The 15,322-nt window shown below is 69.9% G+C and carries 6 protein-coding genes and 1 pseudogene; 3 read left to right on the top strand and 4 right to left on the bottom strand.

The window, feature by feature from the left end; genetic code table 11:
* The first annotated feature begins 248 nt into the window (after positions 1-248).
* From AC6I72_RS24695 to AC6I72_RS24705, 3 genes are read left to right on the top strand one after another with little or no spacing between them, the layout of a single operon-like run.
* A complete protein-coding gene (locus AC6I72_RS24695) occupies positions 249-5,507 on the top strand; it encodes a DEAD/DEAH box helicase (RefSeq protein ID WP_498003362.1) in 5,259 nt (1,752 codons plus the stop codon).
* On the top strand, positions 5,504-8,527 hold the full coding sequence (locus AC6I72_RS24700; protein WP_498003363.1) for a DUF8741 domain-containing protein: 3,024 nt from the start codon (positions 5,504-5,506) through the stop codon (positions 8,525-8,527). Before AC6I72_RS24695 ends, AC6I72_RS24700 begins: the two co-directional genes overlap by 4 nt.
* Complete coding sequence (locus tag AC6I72_RS24705; RefSeq protein ID WP_498003364.1) at positions 8,524-12,981, top strand: Eco57I restriction-modification methylase domain-containing protein; 4,458 nt, start codon at positions 8,524-8,526, stop codon at positions 12,979-12,981. Before AC6I72_RS24700 ends, AC6I72_RS24705 begins: the two co-directional genes overlap by 4 nt.
* A 78-nt stretch (positions 12,982-13,059) precedes the next feature.
* On the opposite strand, the gene AC6I72_RS24710 is transcribed toward AC6I72_RS24705, so the two are convergent.
* The 4 genes and pseudogenes from AC6I72_RS24710 to AC6I72_RS24725 form a co-directional block, all read right to left on the bottom strand.
* Complete coding sequence (locus AC6I72_RS24710) at positions 13,060-13,260, bottom strand: DUF397 domain-containing protein (protein WP_498003365.1); 201 nt, start codon at positions 13,258-13,260, stop codon at positions 13,060-13,062.
* Positions 13,257-13,484 (bottom strand): Scr1 family TA system antitoxin-like transcriptional regulator, encoded by a 228-nt coding sequence (locus tag AC6I72_RS24715; RefSeq protein ID WP_498004813.1) that lies wholly within the window; start codon positions 13,482-13,484, stop codon positions 13,257-13,259. Before AC6I72_RS24715 ends, AC6I72_RS24710 begins: the two co-directional genes overlap by 4 nt.
* 58 nt (positions 13,485-13,542) lie before the next feature.
* A protein-coding gene (locus AC6I72_RS24720; RefSeq protein WP_498003366.1) for an IS630 family transposase occupies positions 13,543-14,627 on the bottom strand; the annotation gives its coding sequence in 2 pieces (ribosomal slippage) (positions 13,543-14,181 and positions 14,184-14,627; 1,083 coding nt in all).
* Positions 14,628-14,681: 54 nt separating this feature from the next.
* Positions 14,682-15,260 (bottom strand): annotated as a pseudogene (locus AC6I72_RS24725) (Scr1 family TA system antitoxin-like transcriptional regulator); the annotation flags it as partial.
* Positions 15,261-15,322: the final 62 nt, after the last annotated feature.

Genomic DNA, 15,322 nt, shown 5'->3' on the forward strand with positions numbered 1-15,322 from the left:
TGCTGTGGGGCACGGGGGAGATCCCTTCGGGCGTTTGCCTGCGGTGACCGTCGAAGGCAGTGAACCATGCCCCGCTCCTCGGGCTCACTGGAAAAGGTGGCGCCTGTGGAGGGAAACCACCGGCGGAAGGGGGGGTGGTGGGGCAGTAGGCTGTCTCAGTTGCGTGATTCCGTCCTGCAGCGGGGGCTGCTTTTGAGACGTGGCATGCGATCAAGCGGACGTATGTGATCAAGGGGGCCGACCGAGCCATGGACGTCTTCGGTGTCCATCACGACCTCATCGCCGAGTACGAGGCGTTCACCAGCTCCCTCGTCGCCGTGCGGGACCCGGACATCGACAGGCACCTTGCCGGCGAGCGCGAGCGCAAGACCCGCTGGCCCGACCCCAAGCTCGCGCTGAATCCCACCTTCCGCAGCGGGGGGACGGTCGCCTCGCTCTGCGACGACGGCCTGTTGCACTCGATGTGCCGGGAGTACTTCCGGCACAAGAAGCACCCGAACGACCCCGGCAGCCGTACCCTCTCCCTCCACCAGCATCAGCGCGAGGCCATCATCGTGGCCGACCGCGGAGACTCGTACGTACTGACCACGGGCACCGGCTCAGGCAAGAGCCTGACCTACATCGTGCCGATCGTCGACAAGGTACTGCGGAACCCGAACCCCGACGGGATCTCGGCGATCGTCGTCTATCCCATGAACGCGCTGGCCAACAGCCAGCTCCACGAGCTGGAGAAGTACCTCACGTGGGGTGTGCCCGAAAGCCGCCGCAAGGTGACCTTCGCGCGGTACACCGGCCAGGAGGATTCGGAGCAGAAACTCCAGGTCCTGCGGAACAAGCCGGACATCCTGCTCACCAACTACGTGATGCTGGAATACCTCCTCACTCGCCCCGACGAGCGCCAGGAGCTGATCGGCGCCGCCCGCGGCCTGCGTTTCCTCGCCCTCGACGAGCTGCACACCTACCGGGGCCGCCAGGGAGCCGACGTCGCCCTGCTCGTGCGCCGGCTGCGGGACGCGTGTGAAGCGCCCGGCCTCCAGTGCATCGGGACGTCGGCCACCATGGCGACCGGAGTCACCTTCGCCGAGGCCCGCGAGGACATCGCCAAGGTCGCCACACGTCTGTTCGGCACGAAGATCGAGCCGGAGCGGGTGATCGGCGAGACACTCGAGCGTTCGACCGACCCGGGCCGGGACGCGGTACCCGGAGTACACCCGCGCGCCCCCCTCGCCGACGCCGTCCGACGCGCCGCCGCAACGCCACACGAACTTCCGACCGACTTCGACAACCTGAGCCGCGACTCCCTCGCAATCTGGGTCGAGGACACCGTGGGACTGGCCGTCGAGCAGCCCAGTGGGCGGCTCGTCCGCCGCCCTCCGCTGACGATTCCCCAGGCATCCGGACTGCTGGCCGACGCGAGCGGGGAGCCCGCCGAGACGTGCCACCGTGCCATCGAGACCGTGCTGCGGGTCGGTGCGAAGGCCAGGCACCGCACGCTGGACAGGCCCCTGTTCGCGTTCCGGCTGCACCAGTTCCTGTCCAAGGGCGACACCGTCTACGTCAGCCTCGAACCACCAGGCCGCCGTCACCTCACCAGCCAGTACCAGACCCGCGTCCCCGACCACCGGGACAAGCCGCTCGTCCCCCTGCACTTCTGCCGTGACTGCGGCAAGGAGTACCTGGTGGTCACCCGCCCCGCCGAGCACGAGGGCGCGGTCTTCGAGGCACGGGAGGATCCGGATGCCCCGGCCTCCGACGGTGACGGTTTCCTCTACGTCAGCGACGACCGGCCCTGGCCCGACGCGCTCGACGAGGACGCCGTCTTCCGGCGCCTTCCGGCGAGCTGGGTCGAGACGGACGACGACGGCCGCTCCACGGTCCTCAAAGCCCGGTCCGGAGACCTTCCGCAAGAGGTGTGGGTCGGCCCGGACGGCCGGGCGACCGAGCCCGGCACGGGGCTGCGCGCCTGGTGGATCTCCGCGCCTTTCCGCTTCTGCCTGCACTGCCGCACCTCGTACGAGCAGCTGCGCCTCAAGGACCTCGCCAAGCTGGGCACCTTCTCAGCGGAGGGCCGCAGCTCCGCCGTCTCCCTGATCAGCTCCCGCGTCGTACGCTCCCTGCGAGACCAGGAAGACCTCACGAAGAGGGCACAGAAACTTCTCACGTTCGTCGACAACCGGCAGGACGCCAGTCTCCAGGCCGGCCACTTCAACGACTTCGCACTGGTCAGCCAGGTGCGGGGTGCCCTCTACCGTGCTCTCGCGGCGGCGGGGGAGCAGGGCCTGACCTACGACCGGCTTCCCCAGGCCGTGTTCGACACCCTCGCCCTCCCCATGGAGACGTACGCCAGGGTGCCGACCGCCAAGTTCCACCAGCGCGACCTTGCCCACTCGGCCCTGCGCGAGGTCCTCGCCTACCGCGTCTACGCCGACCTGGAGCGCGGCTGGCGCGTCACCATGCCCAACCTCTCCCAGACCGGCCTGCTGCGCTTCGACTACACGTCCCTCACCGAGATCGCGCACGACTCCGGCTCCTGGGAGGGCTGCCACCCCCTCCTCACCGGCGACACCGCCGCCCACCGGGAGCAGCTGGCCCGCGATCTCCTCGACGAACTCCGGCGCTCCCTCGCGGTGGAAGTGGAGTGCCTCACCCAGGAGGGCTTCGACCGGCTCGGCAGCATCAGCGAAACCCACCTCGTGGCCCCCTGGGCCCTGGCCGGACGTGAGCCGCGCGTCCGAGCCCGTCTGGCCTACGCGGGCCCGGGGCGGACGGGCGCGGCGGCCGACACCGTGCACCTCAGCGGGCTCGGCGGATACGGTCGCTACCTGCGCCGTATCGGTCAGTTCGCCGCCCTCCCCGGCCAGGCGGGCAAACGCATCCCGGTCGCCGACGCCGACGCGGTCATCCGCGACCTGATGCGGGTGCTGCGCGAATGCGGGCTCCTCGCCGTCGTCCAGGAGGAGCGTGACGGCTCCTACGGCCACCAGCTGCGCGCCTCCGCCCTGCGCTGGCTTCCCGGTGACGGCACGCGACCCGAACCGGACCCGGTGCGCAAGGTGACCGACGCGGAGGCCCACGTCCGCGTCAACCCGTACTTCCGCGACCTGTACCGCGAAGGGGCCGCCGGACTAACCGGCATAAAGGCGCACGAGCACACAGCACAGGTGGACTCCACGACCCGCCGTGCCCGTGAGGACGCCTTCCGCGAAGGTGACCTGGAGATCCTCTACTGCTCGCCGACGATGGAACTCGGCGTGGACATCGCCGAGTTGAACGCGGTTGGCATGCGCAACGTCCCCCCGACCCCCGCGAACTACGCGCAGCGCTCCGGGCGCGCCGGCCGCAGCGGCCAGCCCGCCCTCGTCACGACCTACTGCTCGACCGGCTCCCCTCATGATCAGTACTACTTCCGCCGCCCCGGCCTCATGGTGTCCGGCAGCGTCACCCCGCCCCGGCTCGACCTGGCGAACGAGGAGCTGATCCGTTCCCACGTCCACTCGATCTGGCTCGCCGAGACGGGCGTCCACCTCGGTAGCCGCCTCACCGACGTGCTCGACGCGGAGACCGCGGGAGGCGCGGGGAGCGGAGAAGCCGAGGATCGGTGGCCACTAGAACTGCTGGCGCGGGTACGTGCCGACCTGGACAGCGAAACGGCCCGGCTGCGTGCCATCGGCCGGGCCACCGAGGTCCTGGCTCCGCTCCACGACGAGCTGTCGGGCTCCTCCTGGTGGCACGAGGGCTGGGTCGAGCGCACCGTCCGCCAGGCCCTCGGCAGTCTCGACGAGGCGTGCGAGCGCTGGCGCCGCCTCTACCGCACCGCGCGCGGCGAGGTGGAACAGCAGCACCGCCGGGCCAACGACCTCTCCCTCAGCCGCCGGGACCGCGACCGCGCGGCGGGACGCCGGGCCGAGGCCGAGAACCAGCTGAAGCTGCTGCGCAACGAGGCCAACAGCGAGTCGTACAGCGACTTCTACACCTACCGCTACTTCGCCTCCGAGGGTTTCCTGCCTGGCTACTCCTTCCCCCGTCTGCCCCTGGCCGCCTACGTGCCCGGAGAGCGTTCTGCCGGGGTGTACGGACAGCGCAACGGCGCCTACATCCAGCGGCCGCGCTTCATCGCGATCGGCGAGTTCGGCCCGGGCGCGCTGATCTACCACGAGGGCAACCGCTACACCATCGACCGCGTGACCGTCCCGATGGGTGACCGCCCCGGCCAGGTGGCGACCAGTGACATCAGGCTCTGCGAGGCCTGCGGCTACTGGCACGACCGGCTCGAGGGGGCCGACCGCTGCGAGAACTGCGCCGTCCCGCTCCACCGCACCCTGCCGAAACTGATGCAGCTGACGCAGGTGCACGCGGAACCCCGCCGCCGCATCTCCTCCGACGAGGAGGAGCGCCTCAAGCGGGGCTTCCACCTGCGGACCGTGTACCGGTACGCGCCAGGTGGGGCTTACCAGGCACAGGTTCGCGGGGCGGACGGGGAGCCCCTCGCGGAGGTCGCCTACGGGGACTCGGCGAGCGTCCGCGTCCTCAACCTCGGCTACCGCAAACGCGCCGCCCAGGACCGCTCGGGGCAGGGCTTCTGGCTCGACCCGGTCAGCGGCAGATGGCTTTCGGAGAGCAAGGCCGCCCGACTGGCCCAGGAGGAGTCCGCGGAAGAGGAGTCGCTGGCGTCCTTCGACCGTGCCCAGCGCACCCTCCAGGTCATCCCCTACGCACAGGACACCAAGAACATCGCGGTGGTGCGGCTCGCCGAGCCGGTCGACGACCTCACTGCGATCTCCCTACGCTACGCGCTGGAGCGCGGCATCGAGGCGCACTTCCAACTGGAGGACTCCGAGCTGGAGAGTGAGGACCTCCCCGACGCGGAGCGGCACGGCCGGACCCTCTTCGTCGAGAGCGCCGAGGGTGGAGCGGGCGTGCTGCGCCGCTTGTACGACGATGAGAACGCCCTCGCCCTGGTGGCGAAGGAGGCCCTGCGGATCATCCACTACGACGAGGATGGCAAGGACCTGGACCGCGCCGACGGCGCGGCCGAGCGCTGCGAACTCGGCTGCTACGACTGCCTGCTGTCCTACTCCAACCAGGGCTTCCATCGGCGCATCGACCGGCACCGCGCCGCACCCTGGCTGGTGGCCCTGGCCCACTCGCGCACGAAGGACGAGTCGCGTCCGGTACGCCCCTCGCTCTCGACCGCCCCACTCGCAGGACAGGCACCGGACAGCCCCGTCGAGGCGTTCGTACGCCTGCTCGCCGACGGCGGTCACCGGCTTCCCGACGAGACGGCCACCGACGTCGCGGACGTGGTCTTCCACCTCCCCGGCGCCGAGGTCGCCGTGTTCCTGGAGTACGACGGGGCACGGCCGCTCGGAGAGCAGGACGTGTACCGCATGATGGACGACGGCTGGCTGGTGATCAGGGCCGGCGCCCGACCCGACTGGAAGGACACCGTGCGCGCATATCCGGACGTCTTCGGCATCGGCCGCGACCACAGGGGAGGCGACCGATGAGCGCCCCGGCCGGTCACGCACCCGGCACTCTCGTGAGCGCCCGGGACCGCGACTGGGTCGTCCTGCCGGGCAGCACCGAGGACCTGGTCCTCGCCCAGCCGCTGGACGGCGACCGGGAGTTCGTCGCCGCCCTCTTCCCCGACGAGGTCCACGAGCCGGGCTTCGGCCGTCCCCGGGCCCTGCCCGGCGAAGCCGGCGACTTCGCCTCTGCCTCCCTCCTGCGCACCGCCCTGCGCATCGCCTCGACGGCGGGTGCCGGACCCTTCCGGTCCCTCAACGCGGTCGCCGTCGAACCTCGCCGTTACCAGCTGGTGCCCCTGATGATGGCGCTGCGCATGGACCCCGTACGCCTCCTGATCGGCGACGACGTCGGTATCGGCAAGACCGTCGAGTCCGCACTGATCGCGAAGGAGCTCATGGAGCAGGGCTCCGCCCGCAACATGACCGTGCTCTGCTCACCCTCGCTCGCCGAGCAGTGGCAGCGGGAACTGCGCGACAAGTTCGGCATGGACCCCGAGCTGGTCCTGCCGTCCACGGCCGCACGGCTGCAGAAGGCGATCGACGACCCCGGCCGCTCGATCTTCGACCACTACCCGGTCACGGTCGTCTCCACCGACTTCATCAAGCAGGAGGAGCGCCGTGACGCCTTCCGCCGCCGCTGCCCGGACGTGCTGATCGTCGACGAGGCGCACACCTGCGTGGGCACCGGAGGCAACGAACAGCAGAAACGGTACGAACTGCTGTCCGCGCTCGCCGACCGCACCGAGCGTGACCGCCACCTCATCCTGGTCACCGCCACCCCGCACAGCGGTGACCCGCAGGCGTTCGCGAAACTCACCGGGCTCCTCGATCCGTCCCTGCGCTCCCTGGACACCACCCGGTCCGCCGACCGCGACAAGCTGGCCCGCCACTTCGTGCAGCGCCGCCGCCACGACATCAAGCGGTACGTCGGCCAGGACACGCCTTTCCCCGACGACCGGGACACCCAGGACGCCCTCTACCGGCTCGACACCGACTACGCCCGCTTCGTCGCCGACATCCTCGCCCACACCCGCCAGCAGGTGCGCGGCCCCGGCGGCGACCACCACCAGCGCATGTCCTGGTGGACCGCGCTGACCCTGCTGCGCTGCGTCCTGTCCTCGCCCGCCGCCGCAGCAGCGACCCTGCGCGCCCGCTCCCTGATCGCCGCCACCCGCACCCCGGCCGAGGCCGACCGGCTGGGACGGGCCGCCGCCTTCGAACTCACCGACGACGAGAGCGCCGAGGGCATGGACGTGGTGCCCGGTTCACTCCCGTCACTCCCGGACGAGGAAGCAGCCGCCCCCGAGCGGCCCCGCACGGGGGGCACGAGCGAGGCCAAGCTCCTCGCCGACTTCGCCGACCGTGCGGACGCCCTCGCCGGCCCCGAAACGGACGCCAAGCTTCGCATCCTCGTCGACCGGGTCAAACGGCAACTGGTCGACGGCTACGACCCGATCGTCTTCTGCCACTACATCCCGACCGCGGAGTACGTCGCCCAGCACCTCAAGGAGGAACTCGGCCGCAGCGCGAGCGTCGAGGCGGTCACCGGCACCCTGCACCCCGACGCCAGGCAGGCCCGCGTCGACGAGCTGACCGCCCGGCGCGGCCGGCACGTCCTGGTCGCCACCGACTGCCTCTCCGAGGGCGTCAATCTCCAGGAGCACTTCGGCGCCGTCATCCACTACGACCTCTCCTGGAACCCGACCCGTCACCTCCAGCGCGCGGGCCGCGTCGACCGGTTCGGGCAGCCCCGCCGCCGCGTCCGCGAGATCACCGTCTACGACACGGACACCGGCATCGACGGCCTCGTCCTGAAGGTCCTCATCCAGAAGCACAAGGACATCGCCGACCAGACCGGAGTGGCCGTCCTCGTCCCCGACCAGGGCCGGGGCGTCCTGGAGGCCCTCGCCAGCGCGCTGCTGCTACGGGGCGAACAGGCCGAGGGCCAGCTCACCCTCGACTTCGAGGACGACCCCGACTTCGGCCGGGCCCGCGAGGCCCTCCACAAGGAGTGGGAGTCGGCCGCCGAGCGCGAGTCGAAGGTCCTCACCAAGTTCGCCCACGTCGGTCTGCGCCCCGAGGAGGTGGAGGCCGAACTGGAGGCGCTGCGCCAGGCCCTGGGCGATCCAGGCGACATCGCCACGTTCACCCGCGAGTCCCTCGCCCAGCTGGGCGCCCAGCCGATCGGCGACGCCCGCGACCGGGGTTTCAAGGCCCCCGTGGACCCGCTGCCCACCGGCCTCAAGCACGCCCTCGGCTTCTACGAGGACGCCGACCAGACCACCGCGCCGGGCTCAGCGGCCAGAGCCAAGGCCAAGGGCCGTGCCAAGACTGCCGCCCGCGACCTCGTCTTCCGCGAGGACCTCCCCGTCGCCCGCGGCGAACACGCCCTCTCCCGCACCGACCCGGCCGTGCGTGCCCTCGCCCGCTACCTCCTCGACGCGGCCGTCGACACCAGCCTGCCCCCCGAGGAACGCCCGGCCCGCCGACTCGGCGTGATCCGCACCAGTGCCGTCGACCGCCGCACGGTCCTGCTGCTCGCCCGTTACCGCTTCCGCCTCACCCTGCCCGGCCGCACGGCGACCGACGAGCAGCGCGTCCTGGTCGCCGACGACGCCCAGGTCCTCGCCTGGCGCACCGGCGACGACGGCACCCGCACCTGGCTGTCCGACGAGGACACCGCCGCCCTGCTCACCGCGACCCCCGACCTCAACACCCTGCCCGCCCTGCGCGACCAGCAGGCCGCCCGGGCAGCGGCGGAACTGGACGACGAGGAGATCGAGGAGCACCTCAAGGCCCGCGGCCTGCTCCTCGCGGACCGGCTCCGCGACGCCCACCAGCGGGTCCGCGAGGCCGCCGGCCAACGCGGCCGTGAACGTGGCGCCGCCGCCGTACGCCGCATCGACGTCGAGCCGTCCGGCAAGCCGGACCTCCTCGGCGTGTACGTATACCTCAACGTCCCGGCCGCACCGCAGCCCGCCCCCGGAGGAGACCGGTGACCACCCTCGCCCCCGACCGCCTCCCCGCCTCCGCCGCCGTACGCGTCGAGGGGGGCCTGCTCTCCGCCGACCTCCTCGGCAAGATCCGCGCTGGCGACCCGGAACTGCCCGGCAGCGCCCCCGCCGACTACGGGCTCGGGCGCGGTGTGCGTATCGAGGACGCCGCCAGCCGCAAGTGGAACGCGCTGCGCGCCGCGTACACCTCCCTCCAGGAGGAGCTGAAGGAACTCGACGGCAAGGCCGACCCCACCAAGGCGACCCGCGTCTGGCTCCTCACCCTCCTTGAGGAGCTGGGCTACGGCCGCCTCGCCCCTCGGCGCGGCGGCATCAGGCTGCCCGGCCGTGAGCCATACCAGGTCAGCCACCAGTGGATGGGCCACCTTCCCGTCCACCTCCTCGGCTGGACCACCCCCCTCGACCGCTGGTCGGCGGGCAGTGCCCGCGTCCCCCAGTCGATGATGCAGGAGCTGCTCAACGCCTCCCCGGATCACCTGTGGGGCATCCTGTCCAACGGCAGGGTTCTGCGCCTCCTGCGCGACTCCACGGCCCTGGTCGGCTCCGCGTACGTCGAGTTCGACCTCGAAGCGATCTTCGGCGGCGGGGACTTCTCCGACTTCCTCCTGATGTACGCGCTGCTGCACGCCTCCCGCCTGGAACTGGTGCCCAAGCCCGAGAAGAAGCGCCGGGGCCCGGCGGCAGCGGCGACGGAGGACGAGGCGGACGCCGAAGAGGAGGAGGACGCGGACGAGGCGGGGGCCGACACTCTCGCCGGCCCCGACGAGCTTCCGCTGACCCCCGCGGACTGCCGCCTGGAGTGGTGGCGGGACTTCGCCGTCGAGACCGGCATCCGCTCCCGCAACCTCCTGCGCGACCAGGTCGCCAAGGCGCTGAACGTCCTCGGCACGGGCTTCCTCCAGAACAACCCCGCCCTGGCGGAGGCGATCACGGCCGGAGGCCGCCGCGCCCTCGACGACTTTCACCACGAACTGCTGCGCCTCGCCTACCAGCTGATCTTCCTCTTCGTCGCCGAGGACCGCGACGCCCTGCTCGCTCACCCGGGCCGCCCCGGCCGCAAGCCCACCAAGGCGGAGATCAAGGCGAACCAGGCGGCACGCGAGCGCTACACCCTGTACTTCTCCACCGCCCGCCTGCGCCGGATCGCCGCTCGCAGGAAGGGCGACCACCACACCGACCTGTGGCAGGGACTCGTCCGCGTCCTCAACGCCCTCGGCACCATCGGCGGCGAACCCACGCTGGCGCTGCCCGAACTCGGCGGCCTCTACTACCTTCCCGGGCCCGACGAGATCGACCAGGAGACCCGGTCCGCCCGCCTCCCGGGCAGCCCGGAGCCACTGCGCGCCGCGAAGCTCCCCAACGAGCGCCTGCTGGAGGCCGTACGCCTGCTCTCCCGCATCAAGGACAAGGGCCGCACCACCCGCGTCGACTACCGGCACCTGGGTGCGGAGGAGCTGGGCAGTGTCTACGAGTCCCTACTGGAACTCGTCCCGGCCCGCGAGCCGGAGAACGAGCTGTTCGAGCTCAAGGACCTCGTCGCGGGCAACAAGCGCAAGCTGACGGGTTCCTACTACACCCCGTCGTCCCTCATCGAGAAGCTCCTCGACACGGCTCTGGACCCGGTCATAGAGCGGTACGCCGCATCGGGCGTCCCGGACCACCTGCTGCGGATCAACTTCGTCGACCCCTCCTGTGGCTCCGGCCACTTCCTCGTCGCGGCGGCCCGGCGCATCGCCGTGCGGTACGCGCGGATGCAGCACGGCGAGAGCCAGCCGGCCCCCGAACTGGTCCGCGAGGCGATGGCCAAGGTCGTACGCCACTGCGTCCACGGCGTCGACATCAACCCGCTCGCCGCCGAACTGGCGAAGGTCTCGCTGTGGCTGGAGTCGCTGACCCCGGGTGAGCCCCTGGCCTACCTGGACGACCGGATCAAGACGGGCAACGCGCTGCTGGGAGCGACTCCGGCCGTCCTTGAGCGGGGCATCCCCGACGGTGCCTTCGAGAAGCTGGAGGGCGACCAGCAGCCGGTCGTCACCAGGCTGCGCCAGCAGAACGACCAGGAGCGCAAGGGTACGGAGCAGCTTCCGTTCGCCGAGCGGATCATGCGGACGAGTACGGCCGTGGTGCGGGCGGAGGCGGAGAACGTCGCGAAGATCGGCGACCACAGCCTCGCCGAGGTGCGGCAGCACGCCCGCGCGCACCGGGAGTTCGAGAAGCAGCCCGAACTGCGGCATCTGAAGCGCGTCGCGGACGTGTGGTGCGCGTCTTTCCTGTGGCCCAAGCACAAGGGCGCGCCCACGGCCATCACCACGAACGTCCTGCGCGCCGTGGAGAAGGACGTGGAGGACGGACCGCTGGCGGACGAGGGCGCGGAGGCGATGCTGCGGGACATCGTCCGCCGCAACCAGTTCTTCCACTGGCACCTGGAGTTCCCGCGCGTCTTCCGGGTGGAGGAGTCCGAAGGCGACGACGTCAACCCGGAGACCGGCTGGCAGGGCGGCTTCGACGCGGTGCTGGGCAACCCGCCGTGGGAGCGCGTCAAGATCCAGAAGAAGGAGTGGTTCGCGGCTCGCGACGAGAAGATCGCCGCGGCGGCCACGGCCAGCATCCGCGACCGCATGATCGAGAAGCTGTCGACCAGCGTGGACGAGGAGGGCCGCCCGAACGAGGGGGACCGCCAGCTGTACGCGGAGTACCAGTCCGACCAGCGGGAGTCCAAGGGCCAGGTCACCATGTACCGGAAGTCGGGCCTATTCCCGAAGACCGGCTTCGGTGACGTGAACACGTACGCCGTCTTCGCGGAGAAGGCACGCCAGCTGATCGGCCCGGAGGGGATGGCGGGGCTGGTCCTGCCTACGGGGATCGCGACGGACAAGACGACGGCGCCCTTCTTCTCGGATCTGGTGGAGAAGCGGCAGATGGTGGCCGTGCTGGACATGGAGAACGAGGAGAAGCTGTTTCCGGCGGTTCACAACCAGTACCGGTTCAGCCTCTTCACGGTGGCGGGACGTGATCTCGCCGAGCGCTATCCGGCGGTGCGGCTTGCGTTCCGGGCTCGACGGCCCGATCAGCTGGATGCGCGGGAGTTCACGCTGGATGAGGCGGGGTTCAAGCGGATCAACCCGAATACGCGGACCGCGCCGGTTTGTGAGAGTCGGAGCCATCTCCTCGCCCTGGAGGGGGTGCATGATCGAGTACCACTGTTGCGGCGGCACGTCAGTGGGGGCCCGGCAGATCCGTGGAAGCTGGGCAACGGGCCGTTCCTCCGTATGTTCGACATGGCCACAGCCTCCAAGCGGTTCCAGTCTGCCGACACACTTGTTGGCCAGGGTGGAATCTGCGACGGCACGGTCTTGGTGAGTGACGATGTGCGCTATCTGCCCCTCTACGAAGGCAAGTTTCTCCACCAGTTCGACAGCCGTTTTGCGACCTACGAGAACGCAACTCAGGCCCAAATCAACAAAGGCACCCTTCCGAGGCTCGACGGCGACGCTCATCGCGATCCCTCCGCTGTACCCCTGCCGCGTCATTGGGTTGCTGAAGGGGACGTCGAGGAACGACTGGCAGAGGACCGATCTGTTCCACGGAAGGCTTGGCGGCACGGGTGGCTGATGGGCTGGCGGGACGTGTGCCGGGCATCGGACGAACGCACAGTGATCGCAACGGTGCTGCCGAGGACGGCTGTGGGACACACCCAACCACTGCTGTTGCCGCTGTCTGTGGATGAACCGATGTATGCGTTGCTGGCCAACTTCTCTGCCTTCGTGCTGGACTTCGCCGCCCGCCAAAAGGTGCAAGGCGCGCACCTGACGTACACCTACCTGGAGCAGCTCCCAGTCCTGCCACCCGCCGCCTACGACCTCTCCACCCCTTGGACCCGAGGCGCCCCCCTCGCCGACTGGATTCGCCCCCGAGTTCTCGAACTCACTTACACCTCCTATGAAATGGCCCCCTGGGCCAAGTACCTCGGCGACGACGGCCCACCCTTCGTCTGGGACGAGAGGCGCCGATTCCTGATGCGTGCGGAGCTGGACGCCGCGTACTTCCACCTGTACGGAATCGAGCGCGCGGACGTTGACCTCGTCCTGGACAGCTTCCGGGCGTTCAAGAACAAGCAGCCCGCCGTCTTCCAGGACACGAAGGACGAGATCGTCCGCGTCTACGAGGCGATGGCCGAGGGGCGGCCCTTCACCCACCCGTCGCTCACCCCGCCACCTGCTCAGGGCCCGCGCCACCCTCCGGGCACCAGCCCGCTGACCCGAGTCATCCCGGCCGGAGGCCCGCCGAAGAGCCCGACCGCACCGGCGGCCAAGAAGAAGCGGCGGGGCAAGACGGCCCCCGACCAGCTCAGCGGGGGCCTGTTCGGCCTGGACGAGGTCGAGGGCGGCGACATCCAGCTCGACCTCCTCAACCTCTTCGGTGAGGACGAGGAGAAGTAGGACAGGCTGGCCCAGATGAACGGGCGGGCACGGAATCTGCTTCCGTGCCCGCCCGCCAGCGTCTTGTAGAACGCGAAGTCAGCCGCCCAGGGACGAGCCTGCCGCGAGTGCCGTGAGCGCCGCCCAAGCGGTCGGCGTGACGACGAGCGGACGGATGCGCTTGTCCTTCGAGTCGCGGATGTGGACCGCTTCGGGGCGCACGGCGACCTCGACGCAGTTGTCACCCTCGCCCCCGCTGTAGCTGCTCTTGAACCAGCGCAGCTGATCAGTGGTGCTCATAGCGCTCCTCGCATCTGTTTCAACAGGCTCACGGTAGCCCGGCAATCCAGGGCCTGAGCACGCAGTTTGCCATAGCGCTGGAGGAGGACACTCAAGTCGTTCGGGGCAGTGAGCAGATTGCTTGATCGCTGCCCTTCGGTATAGCCGATCCACTGGTGTGTCGGTGTCTCGGCTAGGTACATCTGCCCTTCGACACCACAGTGATCTTCTTGCCGAAGCGGCATGACCTGGATCTCCACGTTGTGCCGCTGCCCAACGTGGAGCAGATGGTCGATGACTTCGTTACTGAGCTTGTTGGCGTGGTGTCGTCAGGGTGAGGCCGGTTTCGGCGAGGCATCCGTCGATGAGGTTGCTGCGGTACTGGATCTGGCGGAGGCCAAGCCGGAGGGTGCGTATCAGGTGGTCTGGGTCGGTGAAGGCGGTGTTGGCCTGGCTGGTGCGTCGTAGCAGTGACCAGAGGCCCTCGACCGGGTTGAGGTCGGGGGCGTAGGCCGGCAGGAAGTAGCAGGTGATCCAGTCGTGAGCGTCGATGAACGCTCTCAGCCGGGCGTCCTTGTGGACGTTCAGGTTGTCCCAGACGAGCACGATGGGGGCACCGAGCTGCTGGTGGGCGGCGATGAGCAGGTCGCGGTAATCGGTCCAGGTGAAACTGCGTCTGCCGCCCCGCTTGTGATCGACGTGCCGCTTGGGCCGGTAGATCAGGCGTGAGCGTTCGCCCGGCTTGTAGCAGGCCAGGGCCGCGATGGAGAAGCGGCGCTGGGAGCGTCCCCGCACGCGGATGAGGGGTGTGTGACCGCGCTGGGCCCAGGTTCGCGTGGTGGGCGGCGTCATCGAGAAGCCGGCTTCGTCTTCGAAGCACAGCCAGGCCCCGAGCGCCGCCGCGGTGTTTCCACGTGGGGCCAGGTCTCCTTCACCCAGCCTGTGACGGCTTCTTCGTTGCGCTCCACAGCGCGGCGGGCGGGGACCTGGTGGCTGAAGCCGTGCCGGTGCAGCATCTTCGCGATGGCCGAGAGGGACATGCTCTTGTGGAACCGGCGCCCGATCAGCGTCTTGATCCGCGTCAGCGTCCAGATCTGGTCCGGCCAGCCGTGTGCGACCGGGCCCCTGGCCAGCTCCTGCTCCAGTACCGCGAACAGCTGCTCGCTCAGTTTGGGCAGCGACACCGGACCCATCGAGCGAAGACCGCCCGCGCCTGCGTCCTGCCAGGCCAGGCGCCACCGCTGAACGGAGCGCACGCTCACCCGTAAGTCCTTGGCGACCTCGGCGTTGGAGGCGCCGGCGCCGAACCGTTCGGCGGCCTCCATCCGGATCCGCTCACGAAACGCCTGCCGTTCAGGCGTCAGCCCACCACCCTGCGGATACCTCATACAACCGGCATACCGCGACGATCACACCCCGTCAGCCCCCAACGACAACACGCCAACAAACTCAGTAGCGACCGAGCTCCCTCCAACGCACCGCTCCAGGATGCCTTGCTCGATGACGAAGCTGAAGGCGGTGTTCGGCCGCGACGTCAGGAGTTCCTGCCTCTCCAGCCTCGCACATACCTGCCGCTCGATCTGCTCCTGCGAGAGTGGCGGCAGGTTGCGCTCGAACACTGCCCGCGCGTATCCCTCCGGCTGCAACAACCCCGGAATCGCCCGACACTCATACGCGTACAAGGAGATCGCCTCCTCCTCGATCCCCGCCCACTGCCGGAACCAAGACGCCAGTCCCGCCCTCCGCGTCAGACTCCGCGCCGCCGCCATAAGAACCTTCACCGCGACCGCCCCTAGCACCTCCTCCGCCCTCCCGGGCAGATCCGCCGGCGGGAACCGCTTCCCCTGCTCGATCTTGGCCACGTACGCGGCCGAGTACCGTACCCGCAGCGCGAACTCCTCCTGCGTCAGGCCGGATTCCTCGCGCAGGGCCTTGAGGACCGCGCCGAACGTCTTGAGACTGTCGGAGAGCTCCGCCTCCGTACCGTTCGCGCTGCCGCCTCCGCCGTGATCCGTCCTCATCGCCTCGTGCCTCCGTGTCCGCGTGTCCACGCCTCACCCGCTCAAGCCCGCCCGGCCCCCCC

The organism is Streptomyces sp. Xyl84, assembly GCF_059731885.1.

Bases quoted from the DNA above. Each gene is read 5' to 3' on its own strand.
- AC6I72_RS24715 (WP_498004813.1), bottom strand. From the start codon at position 13,484: ATGCCGCTTCGGCAAGAAGATCACTGTGGTGTCGAAGGGCAGATGTAC.
- AC6I72_RS24700 (WP_498003363.1), top strand. From the start codon at position 5,504: ATGAGCGCCCCGGCCGGTCACGCACCCGGCACTCTCGTGAGCGCCCGG.
- AC6I72_RS24695 (WP_498003362.1), top strand. From the start codon at position 249: ATGGACGTCTTCGGTGTCCATCACGACCTCATCGCCGAGTACGAGGCG.
- AC6I72_RS24710 (WP_498003365.1), bottom strand. From the start codon at position 13,260: ATGAGCACCACTGATCAGCTGCGCTGGTTCAAGAGCAGCTACAGCGGG.